Consider the following 17,947-nt stretch of genomic DNA (forward strand, 5'->3'; position numbering starts at 1 on the left):
ATTCCGGCGGCGTCAGGATCTAGGATCGCCGCCGTGCTCATGACCTTGACGCTCAGCGCGGCGCTCGTCCTGACCGGAACGCCCGCGCAGGTCACCAAACCCGTGTCGTTCCGGGGGTTCACCATCCAGATACCGGTCTCCTGGAAGGTGAAGAAGGACCCGATCGGCGGGCTCGACGTGGTCACCGGGGCCTGCTCCAAGCGGGCGACGGAGTGCCCCGGCTTCTCCCTCGGCGGGCCGCGGGCCGTCTCCTACGCCTCCGAGGGCGGCACGTACCGGCCGGGGCAGCCGTACCACCCCAGCACCGGGGTGGTGGAGTGCGTCCCGGACCGGCGCTACTGGGAGGGCGTCCCGCCCGTCCGGCCGTCCCGCGCCGCGACCGTGCAGGTGGGGGCGGGGCACCGGGCCCGCTTCACCGAGTGGAGGCTGGGCTGCCAGACGAAGACCGGCAAGCCGGCCCCGGTGTCCTTCACCCAGCGCATCTGGTATCTGCGCAAGGAGAAGGTGCTGGTCGTCGACCAGTGGAAGACCCCCGGGCTGGGGAACATCCTGGCCAGGGCCGTCTGGAAGTGACCGGGTTGCCCGCGCGCCCTGCGGGCAGGAGATCGTCATGCGCAGCAAGCGGCTCTCCACCGTCGAGGAGCAGACGTACGCGGTCGTCCTCGACCCCGGTGACGAGGTGGTCGAGAGCCTGACGGCGTGGGCGGCCGACAACGGCGTCCGCGCCGCCCGGCTGACCGGCATCGGCGGGTTCCGGCAGGTCACGCTGGGCTTCTTCGACCCGGAGGCGCTCCGCTACGAGCCGATCCCGGTCGACCGCCAGACCGAGGTGCTCTCCCTGATCGGCGACTTCGCCATGCCCGACGACGACGTACGGCCCCACCTGCACGCCCATGCGGTCGTGGGCCTGCCCGACGGCACGACCCGCGGCGGCCACCTGCTGGCCGGCCAGGTGTGGCCGACGCTGGAAGTGATCGTCACGCAGTCCCCCCGCTACCTGCGGCGCCGCCACGATCCCGCCACCGGCCTGGCCCTCATCGACCTGCGCTGACCTCCGGGCCTGCCGGGGCCCCTCAACCGCGGCGGCGATCACCTCTCGGCCCGCGCCGCCCCCGCCCGGCCGCCGGCCCGGCCCGCTCCCGCCCGGCCACCGGGCGGCGGCGGTCACTCGAAGGCGGTCACTCGAAGTCGTCCGGGTTCAGTTCCTTCATGCGTTCGAAGCGCTCGCGTTCCTCGTCGTAGTCTTCCTCGTCCTCGGGGCCTTCGAGGTCGGCCGCGGGCGTCTCTTCGTCCTCGGGCTCTTTGCGTCGCATCGTCATCCCCTCCCGGCGGACCGGGCACGGGGCTCCCCCGCGCCCATCGCTCCGGCTACCCCTCTGACCTGCGGGCAAACGATCGCGGGCGGCGGATGTTGACCGGCTCTTGTGCGGGCTCGTGGGGGCGCTTGGCGCGCCGGAGGGGAGGTTTCCGGGCGATTGTTCCGACTATCTGAGGAGATGTACGTGCCCACCAAACGTACCGCCAAGCCGACCCGGTCGAAGGCCGACAGCCAGCCGTGGCTGCACGTGAACGGCGTGGAGATCCAGGAGTACGGCACTGTGCGGATGTTCCCGCTCGGCCTCTCCCGCGACGCCCGCGAGTACTCCTGCCAGCGCCTCAACCAGATCCTGGCCGACACCCAGATCCTCTACAGCCTGTACAAGAAGCACCACTGGCTGATGCGCGGCCCGACCTTCTACCAGCTCCACCTGCTGCTGGACAAGCACGCCTCGGAGCAGATCGCGCTGGTGGACGAGATGGCCGAGCGCGTGCAGACGCTCGGCGGCGTCGCGGTGGGCGACCCCCGGCACGTGGCCGAGATCACCGTGATCCCGCGCCCGCCGAACGGCTGCGAGGAGGTGCCCGCCATGCTCTCGCGGCTGATCGAGGCGCACGAGACCATCCTCGTGGCCGCCCACGACGCGGCCGCCCGCGCGCAGGAGATGGGCGACGACGGCACCAACGACCTGCTGGTCTCCGACGTCATCAGGACGAACGAGCTCCAGACCTGGTTCCTGATCGAGCACCTGGTGGACACCCCGCTGGTGGAGAAGCCGGACAGCTGACCGGCCCCCGATGTCCGGTAAGCCGGAAATCGACGCCAGGTGAAGGAAATGTCTGGATTTAGGCGGACATCGCACACCGGGCGTAACGGTTCATACCGGGCGCGGTAAGGCGCCGCATCGAGCCTGCGCCGCCGGGTACGGGAGGGATCGCGGGCCTTCGGGGCCGCCGGCGACCCGCCAGAGCGCGCCGCCACGAAGGCGTGCCTCACCAGCGGGACGCCCTCTGACCAGGGCCGGCCCCGACCGGGCCGCCCTGACGGGGGCTACTTCTGACCGGGAGCGACGGAGAACGACATGACCGAACCGCTGACCTCACCGCCCGCCCCCGCCCACGGCGTCGCGGGACGGGAGCGGCGGCCATGAGCCTGTCGGACCGCGAACGCCGCATCCTGGCCGAGATCGAGCAGGATCTGCGCTGGCAGGACCGCGACTTCGCGTGCCGCATCGACGCGCTCAACGCCAAACCGGCCCGGCGCCGCCGCTGCCCGGTGACCCGCAGGGAGATGGCGTTCATCCTGGTCATCGTGGTCGCGATGACGCTGCTGTCGGCGGTCGTGTTCGTGGCGGCGGGCCGCCCGCGCACCCCGCCCGCGCCGCGCCCCACCCGCGAGGTGGTGACCACCTCGCCCCAGGTCACCCATCCCTGACCGCCGGCCGCCCGCTCAGGACGGCGGCGGCGCGACCGAGGCGCGGGTGACCAGGCGCGAGCGCAGCGTGTGCACGTCGTGCCGCGGCTCGGCCCCGTCGAGGACGTCGAGCAGCACCTCGGCCGCCTTCGCGCCGAGCTGGTGGACCGGCTGCTCGATCATCGTCAGCGGCGGGTCCATGACGGCCGCCCAGGCGCTGTCGTCGAAGCCGATGAGCGAGATGTCGGCCGGGTAGGACAGCCCGGCGGCGCGCACGGCCCGCAGCGCCCCGGTCACGGCGTCGGTCTCGGTGCAGAACAGGGCGGTGGTGCGGTCGGGCAGCGCCAGCATGCGGGCCACCTCCTGGGTGGCCCACTCCTCGGTCTTCGGGCCGGTCATGACCAGCTCGGGATCGAAGGGGATGCGGGCGTCGTCGAGGGCGTCGAGGTAGCCGCGCAGGCGCTCGCCGTCGGTCCACACGTTGCGGGCCTTCTCCAGCAGCGCCCGCCTGGTCACGGGCGGATCGACCGACGACGGCCCCCACACGAACCCGATGCGCCGGTGACCGGCCGCGATCATCACCTCGACCGCCTCGCGGGCCGCGCCCCGGTTGTCGATGACGACCGTGTCGAGGTCGAGCGGCGCGACCGCGCGGTCGACCAGCACGATCGGGATGCCCCGGCCCATGGCCGCCCTGATGTGCTTGACCTCGTCGCGCCCCACGGCCGCCGAGGCGATGATGACGCCGTCGACCCGCTTGTCGATGAGCACGTCGGTGGCCGCCACCTCCTCGTCGAGCCGCTCGTACGTGCTCAGCACGATCGTGTCGAACCCACGGGCGCGCGAGGCGTCGGAGATGCCGCGCATGACGCCCGCGAAGAACGGGTTGCCGATGTCGGCCAGGATCACGCCGAGCGTGTGGCTGACCCCGGTGGACATGCTGCGGGCCAGGGCGTTGGTGCGGTAGCCGAGCTTCTCGGCCGCCGCCAGCACCCGTTCGCGCAGCTCCGGGCTGACATAGCCGTAGCCGCCGAGGGTGCGGGCCGCGGTGGCGCGGCCGACGCCGGCCTCGGCGGCCACCTCCGAGATCGTCGGCCGGCCCGACTGGCTCCGGTCGGCTGCCATCGAACGGGTTCCTCGTTTCTGGGGGGTCGCGGGCACGCCCATGCTAGCCGCGCGGGGCCGGCCTGCCGAAGCCGAAGGCGCCTTCGACGAAGCACTGGTCGTAGGCGGTCTCCGCGCCGGCCAGCAGCGCGCGCAGGAGCGGCCCGCGGCCGGGCGCGGCGCCCTTGCGCCAGCCGTCGCGCAGCAGGGAGACCGCGAACCCGGCCAGGAACGCGTCCCCGCAGCCCATGGTGTCGACGATCTTCCCCGGGTCCTCGACCAGCCGGGCGGGGGCGGCGACCAGGTCGTGGCCGTCGTAGGCCATCGCGCCGTCCACGCCCCTGGTGCCGAGGGCCAGGCGGGCGCCGCTCGCCACGGCGCGGGCCAGCAGGTCTCCGGTGCCCGTCTCGTCCAGGTGGGAGCAGGACAGGAGCACCAGGTCGGCGTGCGGGCAGACGCGGTTCAGGTAGACGGGGGTGCGGTAGTCGTCCTCGCTGGACAGGTCGAAGCTGACCAGGGGACGCAGGCCGGCCAGGCCGGGCAGCTCGTCCTCGCTGCCGGAGTAGACGCTGGAGTGCACCAGGTCGAACGAGCCGGCGTAGGCCAGCAGCTCGCCGGTCAGCGCCAGCGGCTCCCGCACGGTGACGCCGCCGCCGTTCCAGCCCAGGAAGACCCGGTCGCCGTCGTCCACGCGCAGCCGGGACACGCCGCTCTCGCCGGGACGCACCACGCAGCGGTCGACCGCGACGCCCTGCGCGGCGACGGCCTCGCGCAGGAACCCGCCGAGGTCGTCGTCGCCGAAGACCCCGAGGTAGGCGGCCTCGACGCCGAGGCGGCCCGCGTAGACGGCGACGTTCACGCTGTTGCCGCCCGGATAGTCGATGCCCCGATCGACGAACCGGTCGACGATGTTGTCGCCGAAGCCGAGGACTCTCATGTTTCTCCTGTGCCGAGGGGGTTCGGGGTGGGCAGGCCGGGGCCGCTCCCGTCCCGGCGGGCGGGAGCGGGAGCGGGGGTGGCGGCGGCCTAGTAGTCCATGACCCGGTAGTAGCGGCGCAGGTCGAGCGAGTGGTCGCGGACGCGTTCCAGGTGCTTGCTGACCCGGCCCAGCACCGTGTCGAGCACGAGCGGCGCGAGCAGCCCGCGGAACTCGGGGCTGATGCCGTCCAGCGGGTAGTCGCGGGTGTCGAAGACGGTGACGTCCTTGGAGATGCGCCGGGCGAAGGCTTCGGCGCGGTCGGTGAGCGGGCGCGTCTCGTCCTCGCCCTGGAAGATCAGCACGCTCGTGTCCTCCTCCAGCAGCTCCAGCGAGCCGTGGAAGAACTCGGCGCTGTGCACCCTGGTGGTGCGCAGCCACTGCATCTCCTCAAGGATGCACATCGAGTACAGGTAGGTGAATCCCCACAGGTTCCCGCCGCCGATGAGGAAGTGGTAGTCGGTGTCCTTGTGGGCCTCGGCGAACGCGGCGGCCACCGGCTCGGCCTGCCGGGCGACCTCCAGCAGCACGCCGGGCAGCCCGGCCAGCTCGCCGGCCAGCTTCTCGTAGCCCTCGAACTCGCCGCGGCGGGACAGCAGGCGGCCCATGAACAGCAGCATCTGCTGGTCGAACGGCCACGCCTTCGGCTCCGAGACCAGCACGGCGTCCACGGCCTTGGCGATCGGCGAGTCGGGGTAGCCGGTGAAGCCGACCGTGTACGCGCCCCTGTCCTTGACGTACTCGATCGCGCGCAGGCTGTCCTCGGTGGTGCCGGAGACCGAGGTGAAGATCGCGACCGTGCGCTCGCCGAGCCGGGCGTCGCCCGAGACGACCAGCTCGGCCGCGATGGCGGCGCGCACGTCGAGCGTCGAGCTGCGCCTGGCCAGGTGCTCGTAGGGCCACATCTGGGCGTACGTGCCGCCGGCGCCGACGAGCAGGAGGGTGTCGAACCCCTGGTCCACGAGCCGATCGACGAGCTCCTCGATCTGGGGGCGCAGGGCCACGGTGCTGGCCAGCTGCGACAGGAATTCCGGCTCGTTGAATCCGAGCATCTTCGCGTCCTTTCGGGAAAGCTTGCGGGCCGGCGGCGTCCAGCGGCCTGATACCGGTATCACGCGGAGGTCACGCTGACACAGGATCCGGCCGCGCGTCAACACCCCACCTGCGAGAACCGGCTGCGTGCTGCTGTTTCATCGCAGGAAAGTGCCCGCCGGCAGGCGCTCGGAAAGAAAATCTTGCTTCGCGCTCTGGTACCGGTATCAGTTCATCTGTACAGTCAGCCAACACCCCCACCGCGGACCGGCAGGTCCCCCTCTCCCTCCGAGAGAAAGGAAGCCCATGCGCCCTCGCGCAATGACGTCGTTCGCGGCGCTCCTCGGGACGCTCGCCCTGGCCGGCTGTTCCGGCGGCGGCGACGGAGCGGCCAAGGCCCCCGCCGCCGACCTGTCCGCCAAGCCCGACTTCTCCGGCACGCTGAGCATCCTCACCAAGTTCGCCGGCGACCCGCTGCAGCCGTACTTCGAGGACCTGGCCGCGGCGTACCAGAAGCAGCACCCGGGCGTGAAGGTCGAGCTCATCCAGGAGACCGACCAGAGCATCAAGGACAAGACCAAGACGCTGACCGCCTCCGACGCGCTGCCCGACGTCTTCTTCACCTGGAGCGGCAATTGGGCGGAGAACTTCGTGCGCGGCGGCCGGGCCGCCGACCTGAGCAAGGTGATCGGCCCGGACACCGAGTGGGGCAGGACGTTCAGCCCCGGCTCGCTGTCGGCCTTCGCCTACGACGGCAAGTACTACGGCATCCCGCTGTACGGCAACGGCAAGTTCATGGGCTACAACAAGACCGCCTTCGACAAGGCCGGCGTCAAGGTGCCCGGCACGTTCGAGGAGCTGGTCGGGAGCTGCGCGGCGCTGCGCAAGGCGGGCTACGAGCCGATCGCCTTCGGCAACAAGGACGGCTGGCCCGCGCTGCACTACCTCCAGCAGCTCTTCGCCTACGACGTGCCGGCCGACGTCCTGCAGGCCGACTTCAGCCCGAAGACGGCCAAGCTCGACAACCCGGGCTACGTGACCGCGCTCAACCGGTTCAAGACCCTGGTGGACACCTGCACCGACACCGGCAAGGGCACCAACGGCGTGCTCTACAGCTCGGCGCAGCAGGCCTTCCACGACGGCAAGGCGGCCATGTACTACCAGGAGGTCCTGGAGTTCGACAACGCCACCGACAAGAACGGCCTCAAGCCGGACGACTTCGGCATCTTCCAGCTCCCCGTCCCCCGGAACGCGGCCGGCGACCCCAGGACCATCGAGGGCGCGCCCGAGGGCTACCTGATCAACGCCAGGTCGCCGCGGGCCGCGCTGGCCGTCGACTTCATGAAGTTCGTGACCTCCACGCAGAACGCCAAGACCCTGTCGGCGCCCCCGTACGGGCAGCCCAGCACGGTCGTCGGCGCGGTCAGCCCCGAGACCTCCAGCAAGGCCGTCTACGAGGGCATGGAGCAGGTCAACAAGGCGCCGCGGCTGGCCGCGTGGCTCGACACCGTCACCGTCCCCGAGGTCGCAGACGCCTGGCTGGCCGGCGGCGAGGCGCTGATCAGCGGCGGCTCGACCCCCGACAAGGTGCTGGCGAGCGTCCGCGAGGCGTCGGAGTCGGCGAAGTAGGCCGGGCGGCCGGAGGGAGAGCATGCCGGTGCGTGCCATACGTCAACGGGCGCTCGGCCTGGCGTGGGTGGCTCCCGCGCTCGCGCTGGTCGTGGTGTTCGTCTACCTGCCGCTGGTGCAGAACTTCCAGTTCAGCACCCTCAAGTGGGACATCTACAGCGGCACCCAGGAGTACGTCGGGCTCGACAACTACCGCAAGCTGATCGACGACCCGGTCTTCTGGTCCTCGCTGGGCAACAACGTCCTGTACGCGGTGGTCTCGATCGTCTTCCAGGTGTTCGGCGCGCTGCTGCTGGCCGCGCTGATCGAGGGCGTGCGCAGTGAGCGGTGGCAGCGCGGCCTGCGGGCGGTGTACTTCATCCCGTCGGCGATCTCGATGACCGTCGCCGGCCTGCTCTTCTACTTCATCTACGAGCCCAACCTGGGCCCGCTCAACCACCTGCTCAGGGCGATCGGCCTGGACGGACTGGCCCAGGCGTGGCTGGGCCAGGAGAGCACCGCCATGTCGGCGATCATCGCGATGAGCCAGTGGCAGGGCTTCGGCTACTCCACGCTGCTGTTCGCGGTCGCGATCCAGCGCATCCCGCGCGAGATCTACGGCGCCGCCGCCATCGACGGCACCGGCCCGGTCCGGCGCTTCTTCCACGTGACCGTGCCGCTCGTGCGGGAGATGACCGGGCTGATGATGATGGTCACCGTCTCCGGCGCCTTCCAGGTGTTCAACGAGGTCATGGTGATGACCAGCGGCGGCCCCGACAACTCCAGCCAGGTCCTGGGCACCTGGCTCTACCGCAGCGGCTTCGTGCGCAACAACTTCGGCTACGCCGCCGCCATCGCGACGGTGATCTTCGTCATCACGCTCGGCATCGCCGTGGGACAGATGTGGGTCACCCGTAAGAGAAGGGTGGAATGGTGAGTCGCCGCGGCTTCCTCGGCGTGATCGCGCGCGTGTTCCTCTGGGCGTTCCTGCTCTGCCTCGCGGTGGTCGTGCTGTATCCCCTGCTGTGGATGGTCCTCAACGGGTTCAAGTCCAACAGCGAGCTGTTCGGCAACCCGTTCGCGCTGCCGTCGAGCTGGAGCTTCGAGAGCTATCAGAAGGCGTGGAACCGGGGGGTGAGCGACTACCTGACGACGAGCGTGCTGGTCACGCTCACCTCCACGGTCGCCACCGTGTTCGTCAGCGCGTGGGCGGCCTACGGGCTGACCCGGGTGAACATCCCGTTCAACCGGTTCGTCACGATGGGCATCCTGGGCGGGCTCATGCTCGCGCCGACCGTGGCGCTCGTGCCGCTGGTCAAGATGTTCCAGGCCATGGGGCTGTACAACAGCTTCTGGGCGCTGCTGATCCTCTACACCGCGTTCCGGATCCCGTTCACGACGTTCCTCATCCGGGCGTACATGATCGACCTGCCGCGCGAGGTGGACGAGGCCGCCGAGATGGACGGATGCGGCCGCTGGACCGCGTTCTGGCGGATCATCCTGCCGATGTGCAAGCCGATCCTCACCTCGACCGTGCTGCTGCACATCCTGTTCGCCTGGAACGAGTACCTGTTCGCGATGGTCTTCACCAGCGGCGCCGGCGTGCAGACGCTGCCGGTCGGCCTGACCAGCCTGATGAGCAAGCACGGCACGGACTTCCCCGTCGTCTTCGCCGGGATGGTGATCGCGGCGCTGCCCGTGGTGCTGCTGTTCTTCCTCGGCCAGCGCTACATCGTCAAGGGCCTCGCCGACGGGGTCGGGAAGTGAGTCCGATGTCGTTGTCACTGCGTCAGATCACCGGTTCCAACTTCGCCTACCAGCACCTGCCCTTCGACCGCTTCCTCGACGACGCCGCCGCGCTCGGGCGCGAGCACCTGGAGCTGTGGGGCGTCGCGCCGCAGCTGCACGTGCCGTGGCTGAGCGACGCCGGGGCGCGGGCGATCCGCCGGCGCGCCGCCGGGCTGGGGCTCACCGTCCGCTGCCTGACGCCCGAGCAGGTGGCCTACCCCGTCAACCTGGCCTCGCCGGACAGCCGGCTGCGGGCCGCGAGCGTGGCGATGTTCCGCCGGGCCGCCGAACTGGCCGCCGAGCTGGGGGCCGAGCTGCTGCTGCTGACCCCGGGCCGGGGCTTCGAGGACGAGCCGGTCGCCGCCGCCTGGCGGCGCTCGGCCGACGCGATCGGCGAGATCTGCGCCTACGCCGGGACGCTCGGCGTCTCCTGCGTGCTGGAGGCGTTGCAGCGGGTGGAGTCCAACCTGGTCAACGACGCGCCCACGCTGGCCCGTATGATCGACGAGGTGGGCGCCCCGAACCTGGGCGCGGTGCTGGACACCGTGGCCATGGCGGCGGCCGGGGAGGGCGTGGACGACTACTTCGACGCCCTCGGCGACCGGGTCAGGCACGTGCACCTCATCGACGGCTCCCCCACCGGGCACCTGGCCTGGGGCGACGGCGAGCTGCCGCTGGCGGAGTACCTGGCCGCGCTGGACCGCAGGGGCTACCGGGGGGCGATGACGTTCGAGCTGTTCGGGGCCGGGGACTACGCCTTCGACCCGCGTCCCGTGGTGGAGCGCTGCCTGGCCTCCGTACAGGCAGCGCTCCCGGGAGCCTCATAGGCCGCCGGCGGCTCCTGGCGTGACCAGCTGGGCCCTGGACCGGCCGGGATAGCCGGCCACCAGCTTGGCCCGGCCGGTGCGGACGTCCACCGCGTAGGCCCTGGTGTCCTGCCCGACCTCGGCGATCAGCGTGACCTCCGACGGGCTCCGCCAGATCGTCGTGCCGTCGATCCCCGCCCGCCCCGGCAGGCCCTTCACGGAGACCTTCCGCAGGGTGCGGCCGGTCTTGGCGTCGAGCACGGTGAGCCTGCGGGTGAGGTACTCGGGCCGGGCCGTCCTACCGGGCGGGAACTCGAAGGCGACCACCGTGCGGCCGTCCGGGGCGAGCTCGCTGAACATGATGAAGACGCCGTCGAAGCGCACCGGCCTGCCGCCGCCGGCGACCGGCATGAACAGCAGGTCGGTCCTGCGGTAGCGGACCAGCTCGGCGACGCCGTCCTTGATGGCGACCGGCTCGTACACGCCGGGGACGGACACCGTCCCGCCGGTCCGCACGTCGATCAGCAGGCCGGGGTCCTTGGTGCCCTCGCGCGGGTCGAACGCCAGGTGGCGGCCGTCGTCGGAGACCACCAGCATGGAGCCCGTGCCGAGGCGTTCCTCCGCCACCTTCGCGGCGGAGACCGTCTCCACGCCGGTCACCATGTCCCGGACGACGTGCGCCCCCGCGTCCTTGTCGTAGTAGGCGAACATGCGGCCGTCGCGGCTGAGGGCGACGGGCACGCGGTCCTTCCTGGCGGTCGTCCCGAGCGCCTGGGGCACCCGGTACGTCCTGCCGTCGCTGGTGACCACCCGCCATTCGTCCTGCGCGCAGCCGGGCGGCGCGCTCTTCCCCTTGGCGGTCAGGCAGGTCTCCCGGTAGGCGTGGCTGAGCGTCCCCACCTTCCCCGCGGGCAGCACGGGCACGGCCGCCGTCTGCGGCGCGGCGGACTGCACCCGTCGCGGCCCGGCCACCAGCACGGTCGCCGTCACCCCGGCCAGCACCGCGATCGTGGCGGCGGCCGCCAGCGTCGCCGAGGCCCGGCGTCTGCGCCGGAACCCCGCCACCGCCACGTCGGCCAGGTTCACCGAGGGCGCCTCCTCGGCCATGCCGTTCAGTGCGTTCCGCAGTCTGGTCATCGGGCCGCCTCCTGAGCGGTTCGCGAGTCCACGAGGTCGGGGGCCAGCGCGCGCAGGCGCGCCAGCGCGTGATGGGTCTGGCTCTTCACCGTGCCGACCGCGCAGCCGAGCGCGTCCGCGGTCTGGGCCTCGGTGAGGTCCTCCCAGAAGCGCAGGACGATCACCGCGCGCTGCTTGCGCGTCAGCTTGTCCAGCGCCTGGCGCAGCACGATCCGGTCGAGCGCGTCCTCGTCGTAGGTGACCGCGCGCTCGGGCGGGTCGGCGCTGGGCAGCTCGTGGTTCGGCCGGCGCCGCCACGAGATGTACTGGTTGACCAGCGCCTTACGCGTGTACGCCTCCGGGTTGCCGTCCCGCGCCAGCTTGTGCCAGTGCCGGACGACCTTGACCAGCACGCTCTGGAGCAGGTCCTCGGCCAGGTGAGGGTCGCCCACGAGCAGGTAGGCGGTCCGCATCAGCGCCTGTTGCCGGGCGATGACGAACTCGCGGAAGCCGTCATGAGCGTCCAATGTGGTGATCTCCCTTCGCCCGTTCCAACGCGACCGGCCGGGCGGAGGGTTGCAGGGGTTCGTCCCGGAATTTTCTCCTGCCTCACCGGACCCTCTGGACGGGACGGCGGCCCCAGGTGGCCCAGCGCCACAGCCATTCCAGCGGGCCGAAGCGGTACCGGCGCAGCCACAGGGTGGACCACACCCACTGCAGAGCCAGGATGACGGCGGCGATCCCCACGATCGTGGTCAGCGTCCAGCTCTCCGGGGGGCCGCCGGCCAGCCTGCCGAGGACCAGGACCAGGACGGTGGCGCTCAGGTAGTTGGTCAGCGCCATGCGGCCCAGCGGGGCGAAGACGGCCCGCAGCACCGGACGCAGCGGGGTCCTGAGCAGGACGAGCAGGACGCACACGTACAGACCGGCCATGAGCAGCCCGGACGCGGCCATCGGCAGGGGGACGCCCGTGGTCCCCGCCTGCCAGGTCAGGGCCGGGACGGTGGCCGCGGCGAAGCCCACGGCCAGCAGCGCCGGGACGCGGGTGGAGCTCTCGATCCGGTCGATCACGCCGTACCTGGTGAGGGCCGAGCCCAGCAGGAACAGGCCGGGCACCAGCATCGTGCCGCCCCCGAAGGCGAGCAGCGCCGCGACGACGAGCACGGCGGCGAGCCCGGCCACGGCCCAGCGCGGCAGCCACGTCGAGGGCAGCAGCACCACCAGGCCGACGACCGCGTAGACGGTCAGGATGTCGCCGCGCCACAGCAGGAACATGTGCGCCAGGCCCATGCAGCCCAGCACGAGGAGCCTGCGCAGCAGCAGCGCCCGCGGACGGGGCACGCGGGCCGCGGCGGAGTCGAGCAGCAGCGAGAAGCCGACGCCGAACAGCAGCGAGAAGATCGGGAAGAAGCGCTGCTCGACGAGCAGGCCCAGCCAGCGGGCGGTGTCGTCGAGCGTCGCCTGCTGCGCGGTGACGGGGTCGGTGCCGACGTGCGAGATCGGCTGGACGTTGGCCAGCAGGATCCCGCACAGGGCGAAACCGCGCACGACGTCGAGCGCGATGATGCGCGACCGCCCGGCGGCGGGGGGCGGGCTGTCCTGGGGCAGGGCGCGGGCGGGCCGCGGGTCGTCATGGGGCATGAAGCCTCATCCTGCGGCGGGCGGCGGGGCGCGGGGAGGGTCCGAAGCAGGGTTCGGGCCGCGGCGACCGTACTTTCGGCCGGTGTGCCGGGCGGCCCCGCCTCCCTAGCCTGGGTGCGTGAACGTGCGGAACCGGCCGGAGCTCGCCTGGCCTGGCGGGCGGCGGGCCGCGGCCGTGACGGCGCAGGCCGCGCTGGCGGCGGCGGCCGTCGCCGTGCTCGCCTTCTGGGCCGCTCTGATCGCCGGGAGCTGGGGCGGCGGCTACTGGGTGTTCGACTGCGCGGCGGGAGCGGCGGTGTGCGCGCTGGCCCTGGCCCGCCGCCTGACCCCGGTGTGGACGGCCGCGGGCGGGCTGGCGGTGGCGGCGGTGGCCGTCGTGGTCGCCGCGTGGGCCGGGCTGCCCAACGAGCCGGGACCGGCCATGGCGCTGGGCCTGTCCGTGCTGGTCGGCTCGGCCGTCAGGACGCTTCCCGTACGGCCGGCCTGCGCCGTCGCGGCAGGTGGGCTAGCGGTCGTCGCGGCGAGCGTGCCCGGGGCGCACAACGGGGCCACCGTGGCGCTCAACGCGGCCGGGTGGCTGGCCGCCCTGGGCGTCGGCGGCGGTCTGCGGCTGCTGGCGGCGCGCCGCCTGTCGGCCGCCGACCGCGTCCGGCACGACGAGCGCCGCAGGCTCGCCAGGGAGCTGCACGACGTGGCCGCCCACCACCTGACCGGCATCGTCCTGCAGGCCCAGGCCGCCCGGCTGCTGGCCCGCAGGGGGTCGGGCCCGCTGGAGGAGTCGCTGGAGGACATCGAGGACGCCGGCGCCGGCGCCCTGGCCGCGCTGCGCCGCGTCGTGGGCCTGCTGCGCGAGGCCGCCGACGACGTGCCCGGCCCGCCCGGCCGGCTCGCCGACCTGGTCGGCGGCTTCGACGGCCCGCCCGTGACCCTGCGCGCCCCCGGCGGGACCGAGGGCTGGCCGCCGGAGGTGGCCGGCACCGTCTACCGGATCGTCCAGGAGTCGCTGACGAACGTCGCCCGCCACGCGGCCCGCGCCCGCGCGGTCACCGTGGAGGTCGCCGTCGAGGTCACCGGGCAGGAGGGCGCGGTCGTGGTCGAGGTCGCCGACGACGCGCCGGCCGCGCCGCCGTCCCGCAGCCGCGGCGGCTACGGCCTGCTCGGCATGCGCGAACGCGTCGAGGCCCTCGACGGCACCCTGCGCGCGGGCCCCCGGCCGGAGGGCGGCTGGACGGTCCACGCCACCCTGCCGCTCGCCGGGCCCCTCAGGGGGCGGCGATGACGATCGGCGTGCTGCTGGCCGACGACCAGGCGATGGTCCGGCGGGGCCTGCGGCTGATCCTGGAGGACCAGCCCGACATCCGCGTGGTGGCCGAGGCCCGGGACGGCGTGGAGGCCGTGGAGCTGGCCCGGCGGGTACGCCCCGACGTCTGCCTCGTGGACATCCTCATGCCCGGCATGGACGGCATCGCGGTGACCCGCGCCCTGGCCGGCGCCGGCGTGCCCGACCCGCTGCCGGTGGTCGTGGTCACCACCTTCGACCTGGACGAGTACGTCTACGACGCGCTGCGCTCCGGCGCGGCCGGGTTCGTGCTGAAGGACGCCGGCCCGGCCCTGCTCGCCGAGGCCGTACGGGCGGCCGGCGCCGGGGACGCCCTGATCTCGCCGTCGATCACGCCGCGCCTGCTGGGCCGCCTGGCCGGGCGGGCGCCGCGCGCGAAGGGAGCGGTGCGCCCGCTGTCGGAGCGGGAGACCGACGTGGTGCGCGCCGTGGCCGCCGGAAGCACCAACCAGGAGATCGCCGCCGCCCTGCACATCTCACTGAGCACCGTGAAGGGCCACATCTCCGCCATCCTGGACAAGCTGGGCGTACGCAACCGGGTCGAGATCATCGCGTGGGCCTGGGAGAACGGGGTGGCCGGCTAGCCGCGGGCCGGTGGGACGTCCCTCAGCGCGGCTCGTCGCCCAGCCGCACGCTCGCGCGGGCGATGTCGGCCAGCGTGATGTCGGCCAGCATCATCTCCTCGTGGTCGCGCAGCGCGCTCCACACCTCGGCGAGCGGGCTGGCCACACCGGGATAGCCGCCGTGGTCGCCGCCCTCGGAGACGCCTTCGACGATCAGCACGATGTCGGCGAGGGTGATCTCGCCGGCGGGCCTGGCCAGCCAGTAGCCGCCGTCGGGGCCGCGCTGGCTGTGCAGCAGGCCCGCCCGGCGCAGCTGCAGCAGGATGTTGTCGAGGAACTTGCGGGGGATGCCCTGGGCCGTGGCGATCTTCTCGGCGGGCATGGGGCCCGGCGGCGCCGCGGCCAGCTCGGCCGCGGCGCGCAGGGCGTACTGGGTTCTGGCGGAGATCCGCATGACCGTCTGCTGCTCAGGCGCTCACCTGGTGCAGGCCCCAGCGGCGGCGCAGCGCGCCGTCCGCCAGGCCGAAGACGCGGTCCACCACGATGCCGATGACCAGGATGACGATCATGGTGGCCAGCAGGCCGGGCGAGTCGGCCAGCTCGCGGGCGTAGTGGAGCTGCTCGCCCAGCGAGGCCTGGTTGGCGATGATGACCAGCAGCTCACCGGCCATCAGCGAGCGCCAGGCGAACGCCCAGCCCTGCTTGAGCCCGGCCAGGAACGACGGCAGCGAGGCCGGCAGGATGACGTGCCGGTAGAGCGCGATCCGGCGGAAGCCGAGCATGTGCCCGGCGCGCAGCAGGATCGGCGGCGTGTAGTCCACCCCGGTGATCAGGCCGTTGGCGATGGACGGCGCCGCGCCCAGCACCACCACGAACAGGATCGCGCTCTCCGACAGCCCGAACAGCAGGATGGCCAGCGGGAACCAGGCGATGGACGGCATCGTCTGGAGCCCGGTGATCAGCGAGCCCGTGGCGCGGCGCAGCGGCCCGATCCGCGAGACCAGCGCCCCGACGACCAGCCCGGCGGCGATCGCCAGGGCGAACCCGGTGACCGCGCGGCGCATGGTGACCGTCAGCGCGGTGTAGAACTCGGGGTCGCCCAGCCGGTGCCCGAGCTCGGCCAGCGTGGTGACCGGCCCGGCGAAGACGTACTCGGGCCACCAGCCCGCCCACACCACGGCCTGCCAGACGGCCAGCACGATGAGCACGGCCGTGGCGATCGGCCACAGCCCCGCCCACAGCCGGGAGGCCGGGCCGGCGCGGTGGCCGGTGCCCAGCTCCAGCGCGTCGAGCCCGGCGAGCTGCTGGGCGTGGGTGTCCGTCGTCGTCATGCGGGCTCCTCCTGACGGGCGTGGCGCAGGACCTCCTGGCGGAGGCGGCCGGTGATCTCCCCCGCCAGCTCGGCCACCTCGCCCGAGTCGGTACGCCGGGGCCGCGGCAGCGCGACGGGGAAGTCCTCGACCACCCGCCCCGGCCGGCTGGACAGCAGCACGACCCGGTCGCCGAGCCGGACGGCCTCGCGCACGTTGTGGGTGACGAACAGGACCGACAGGGCGCGTTCCCGCCAGATGCGTTCGAGCTCGTCGTGCAGCAGGTCGCGGGTCATGGCGTCCAGGGCGCCGAAGGGCTCGTCCATCAGCAGCACGTCGGCGTCCTGGGCGAGCGCCCTGGCCAGGGCGACGCGCTGGCGCATGCCGCCGGACAGCTCGTGCGGCCGTTTCCCGCCAAAGCCGCCCAGGTGGACGATGTCGAGGAACTCGGCGGCCCGGTCCCGGCGCTCCCGCCTGCTCACGCCCTTGGCGCGCAGCGCCATCTCGACGTTGGCCGAGACGGTCAGCCAGGGGAACAGCGCGGGTTCCTGGAACATGAGCGCGACGCGGTCGCCGTCCACGTCGATCCGGCCGGCCGTGGGCCGGTCGAGCCCGGCGACCAGCGACAGCAGCGTGCTCTTGCCGCAGCCGGACGCGCCGAGCAGGCAGACGAACTCGCCGGGGGCCACCGACAGCGAGACCTGGTCGAGGGCTTGCAGGGCCGTCCGGCCCTGACCGTAGAGCTTGGAGACGGCCTCCAGCCGGACCGCGGGACTCTGCCCCTCGACCCGGCCGGTGACCTGCTCCGTGAGCGGAGCGGACATCGCGTGCGCCTCCTACTTGTCGGAGATGGCCTGCTGGCCCTTGGCGGCGAGGACCTCGTTGAGGACCTTGAGGTCGTAGATGCCGTTCAGGTCGACCGGGTCGAGGAGGCCGACCTTGGTCGCGTGCTCGGCGCTGCCCACCAGCGACGAGGCGATCGGGTCGTTGGTGAAGGTGATGTTCTTGAACGCGCTGTCCAGCACCTCGGGCTTGAGCGCCTTGCCGGTCAGCTTCTGCAGCGCGGCGTTGGCGGTCTGCGCGGCGCCGGCCGGGTCCTTGGCGATGACGTCGTTGGCCTCGACGTGCGCCTCGATCAGCTTCCTGAGCAGGTCGGGGTGCTCCTTGGCCCACTCCTGGCGGACGATGAGGTGAGTGATCACGAACTGCTTGTTCGGCCACAGGTCGCGCTCGTCGACCAGCACCTTGCCGCCGCTCTCCTTGATCAGGCGGCTGGCGAACGGCTCGGGCACCCAGGCGCCGTCGATGTCGCCGGTGGCGAAGGTCTGGATGGTCTGGGAGTTCTCCTGGGGGACGATGGAGACCTCGCCGCCGCCCTTGGTGTCGGTCTTGATGCCCTTCTCGGTCAGCCAGTAGCGCAGCGCGACGTCCTGGGTGTTGCCGAGCTGCGGGGTGGCGATCTTCTTGCCCTTGAGGTCCTCCACCGAGTTGATCCCGGGCTTGACCACGAGGAACACGCCGCCGGACGCCGCCCCGGCGACGATCTTGATGGCCTGGCCCTTCGACTTCGACCAGGCGTTGATGGCCGGGTTGGGGCCGACGTAGGTGGCGTCGATGGCGCCGGAGAACACGGCCTCGATCGCGGCCGGGCCGGCGTTGAACGTGCTGGTCTTCGGCGCGGCCCCGAGGTGCTTGGCGTAGATGCCCTTCTCGACGCCGACCAGGGCGGTGGCGTGGGTGATGTTGGGGAAGAAGCCCAGGCGCACCTGCGTGGTGCCGGCTCCCCCGCTCTTCGCGCCGCTGTCCGCAGGGCTGCCGCTGCCCCCACAGGCGGCCGCCATGGTCGTCAGCGCCAGGGCGGCCAGGGTGGCCACCGTTACGCGAACCCTGCGAGCGTTCATCTCTTCTCCCTATTTCCCACTTATTTAGTGGC

At 72.4% G+C, this 17,947-nt stretch carries 21 protein-coding genes; 10 read left to right on the forward strand and 11 right to left on the reverse strand.

All coding sequences use genetic code 11. The annotated features are described in order from the left end of the window. Nucleotides 1–33: 33 nt before the first annotated feature. Nucleotides 34–573 (forward strand): hypothetical protein, encoded by a 540-nt coding sequence (locus ACIBST_RS07805; protein WP_397170011.1) that lies wholly within the window; start codon nt 34–36, stop codon nt 571–573. Between the two features lie 37 nt (nt 574–610). Continuing rightward, nucleotides 611–1,051: a PPC domain-containing DNA-binding protein gene (locus ACIBST_RS07810; protein WP_397170012.1), complete on the forward strand. Its 441-nt coding sequence runs from the start codon at nt 611–613 to the stop codon at nt 1,049–1,051. Between the two features lie 127 nt (nt 1,052–1,178). Here ACIBST_RS07810 and ACIBST_RS07815 read toward each other — a convergent pair whose 3' ends face one another. After that, the gene (locus ACIBST_RS07815; protein ID WP_397170014.1) at nt 1,179–1,313 is read right to left on the reverse strand and encodes a hypothetical protein; all 135 of its coding nucleotides are present in this window, start codon (nt 1,311–1,313) and stop codon (nt 1,179–1,181) included. 183 nt (nt 1,314–1,496) lie between these two features. Here ACIBST_RS07815 and ACIBST_RS07820 point away from each other — a divergent pair, with 183 nt between their 5' ends. After that, entirely contained in the window at nt 1,497–2,105 is a 609-nt protein-coding gene (locus ACIBST_RS07820) for a Dps family protein (protein WP_397170016.1), read from the forward strand. 359 nt (nt 2,106–2,464) lie between these two features. After that, complete coding sequence (locus ACIBST_RS07825; protein WP_357970689.1) at nt 2,465–2,752, forward strand: DUF3040 domain-containing protein; 288 nt, start codon at nt 2,465–2,467, stop codon at nt 2,750–2,752. Between the two features lie 15 nt (nt 2,753–2,767). Here the strand turns inward: ACIBST_RS07825 and ACIBST_RS07830 are convergent, their stop codons facing one another. The 3 genes from ACIBST_RS07830 to ACIBST_RS07840 all read right to left on the reverse strand — a co-directional run bounded on the left by ACIBST_RS07830 (nt 2,768) and on the right by ACIBST_RS07840 (nt 5,863). Further along, nucleotides 2,768–3,856: a LacI family DNA-binding transcriptional regulator gene (locus tag ACIBST_RS07830; protein ID WP_352349572.1), complete on the reverse strand. Its 1,089-nt coding sequence runs from the start codon at nt 3,854–3,856 to the stop codon at nt 2,768–2,770. Between the two features lie 43 nt (nt 3,857–3,899). Further along, nucleotides 3,900–4,772 (reverse strand): PfkB family carbohydrate kinase, encoded by an 873-nt coding sequence (locus ACIBST_RS07835; protein ID WP_397170018.1) that lies wholly within the window; start codon nt 4,770–4,772, stop codon nt 3,900–3,902. An 89-nt stretch (nt 4,773–4,861) separates the two neighbouring features. Beyond that, complete coding sequence (locus tag ACIBST_RS07840; RefSeq protein WP_352349568.1) at nt 4,862–5,863, reverse strand: SIS domain-containing protein; 1,002 nt, start codon at nt 5,861–5,863, stop codon at nt 4,862–4,864. Between the two features lie 286 nt (nt 5,864–6,149). On the opposite strand from ACIBST_RS07840, the gene ACIBST_RS07845 reads away from it, so the two are divergent. From ACIBST_RS07845 to ACIBST_RS07860, 4 genes are read left to right on the forward strand one after another with little or no spacing between them, the layout of a single operon-like run. Continuing rightward, the gene (locus ACIBST_RS07845) at nt 6,150–7,472 is read left to right on the forward strand and encodes an ABC transporter substrate-binding protein (protein ID WP_397170019.1); all 1,323 of its coding nucleotides are present in this window, start codon (nt 6,150–6,152) and stop codon (nt 7,470–7,472) included. 28 nt (nt 7,473–7,500) lie between these two features. Further along, nucleotides 7,501–8,388 carry a sugar ABC transporter permease gene (locus ACIBST_RS07850; protein WP_357970638.1) on the forward strand — a complete coding sequence of 296 codons (888 nt, stop codon included), beginning with the start codon at nt 7,501–7,503 and terminating at the stop codon, nt 8,386–8,388. Beyond that, on the forward strand, nt 8,382–9,218 hold the full coding sequence (locus ACIBST_RS07855; protein ID WP_352349562.1) for a carbohydrate ABC transporter permease: 837 nt from the start codon (nt 8,382–8,384) through the stop codon (nt 9,216–9,218). The genes ACIBST_RS07850 and ACIBST_RS07855 overlap by 7 nt, the downstream gene beginning before the upstream one ends. A 5-nt stretch (nt 9,219–9,223) precedes the next feature. Then, the gene (locus tag ACIBST_RS07860) at nt 9,224–10,066 is read left to right on the forward strand and encodes a sugar phosphate isomerase/epimerase family protein (protein WP_397170020.1); all 843 of its coding nucleotides are present in this window, start codon (nt 9,224–9,226) and stop codon (nt 10,064–10,066) included. Here the strand turns inward: ACIBST_RS07860 and ACIBST_RS07865 are convergent. The 3 genes from ACIBST_RS07865 to ACIBST_RS07875 form a co-directional block, all read right to left on the reverse strand. Next, the gene (locus tag ACIBST_RS07865) at nt 10,061–11,182 is read right to left on the reverse strand and encodes a hypothetical protein (RefSeq protein ID WP_397170022.1); all 1,122 of its coding nucleotides are present in this window, start codon (nt 11,180–11,182) and stop codon (nt 10,061–10,063) included. The genes ACIBST_RS07860 and ACIBST_RS07865 overlap by 6 nt on opposite strands. Further along, nucleotides 11,179–11,688, reverse strand: a complete 510-nt coding sequence (locus tag ACIBST_RS07870; RefSeq protein WP_397170024.1) for a SigE family RNA polymerase sigma factor — start codon at nt 11,686–11,688, stop codon at nt 11,179–11,181. Before ACIBST_RS07870 ends, ACIBST_RS07865 begins: the two co-directional genes overlap by 4 nt. 82 nt (nt 11,689–11,770) lie before the next feature. Then, the gene (locus ACIBST_RS07875; protein WP_397170026.1) at nt 11,771–12,802 is read right to left on the reverse strand and encodes a DUF418 domain-containing protein; all 1,032 of its coding nucleotides are present in this window, start codon (nt 12,800–12,802) and stop codon (nt 11,771–11,773) included. 118 nt (nt 12,803–12,920) lie between these two features. Between ACIBST_RS07875 and ACIBST_RS07880 the strand changes: the two genes are divergently transcribed. Together ACIBST_RS07880 and ACIBST_RS07885 are read left to right on the forward strand one after the other, a co-directional pair. Then, entirely contained in the window at nt 12,921–14,081 is a 1,161-nt protein-coding gene (locus ACIBST_RS07880) for a sensor histidine kinase (protein WP_397170027.1), read from the forward strand. Beyond that, nucleotides 14,078–14,725 carry a response regulator gene (locus tag ACIBST_RS07885; RefSeq protein ID WP_397170029.1) on the forward strand — a complete coding sequence of 216 codons (648 nt, stop codon included), beginning with the start codon at nt 14,078–14,080 and terminating at the stop codon, nt 14,723–14,725. The genes ACIBST_RS07880 and ACIBST_RS07885 overlap by 4 nt, the downstream gene beginning before the upstream one ends. Before the next feature lie 22 nt (nt 14,726–14,747). On the opposite strand, the gene ACIBST_RS07890 is transcribed toward ACIBST_RS07885, so the two are convergent. Genes ACIBST_RS07890 through ACIBST_RS07905 form a run of 4 tightly spaced genes read right to left on the reverse strand, consistent with a single transcriptional unit; the run spans nt 14,748 to nt 17,915 of the window. Further along, a complete protein-coding gene (locus ACIBST_RS07890) occupies nt 14,748–15,158 on the reverse strand; it encodes an Rrf2 family transcriptional regulator (protein ID WP_352324791.1) in 411 nt (136 codons plus the stop codon). A gap of 13 nt (nt 15,159–15,171) precedes the next feature. Beyond that, nucleotides 15,172–16,035 (reverse strand): ABC transporter permease, encoded by an 864-nt coding sequence (locus tag ACIBST_RS07895; protein ID WP_397170031.1) that lies wholly within the window; start codon nt 16,033–16,035, stop codon nt 15,172–15,174. Further along, nucleotides 16,032–16,838 (reverse strand): ABC transporter ATP-binding protein, encoded by an 807-nt coding sequence (locus tag ACIBST_RS07900; RefSeq protein WP_397170032.1) that lies wholly within the window; start codon nt 16,836–16,838, stop codon nt 16,032–16,034. The genes ACIBST_RS07895 and ACIBST_RS07900 overlap by 4 nt, the downstream gene beginning before the upstream one ends. A 12-nt stretch (nt 16,839–16,850) precedes the next feature. Further along, nucleotides 16,851–17,915, reverse strand: a complete 1,065-nt coding sequence (locus ACIBST_RS07905) for an ABC transporter substrate-binding protein (protein ID WP_397170034.1) — start codon at nt 17,913–17,915, stop codon at nt 16,851–16,853. Between the last annotated feature and the right edge of the window lie 32 nt (nt 17,916–17,947).

Origin of the sequence: Nonomuraea sp. NPDC049684, from assembly GCF_044465345.1 — a bacterium.
In the GTDB taxonomy this organism is placed as follows: domain Bacteria; phylum Actinomycetota; class Actinomycetes; order Streptosporangiales; family Streptosporangiaceae; genus Nonomuraea.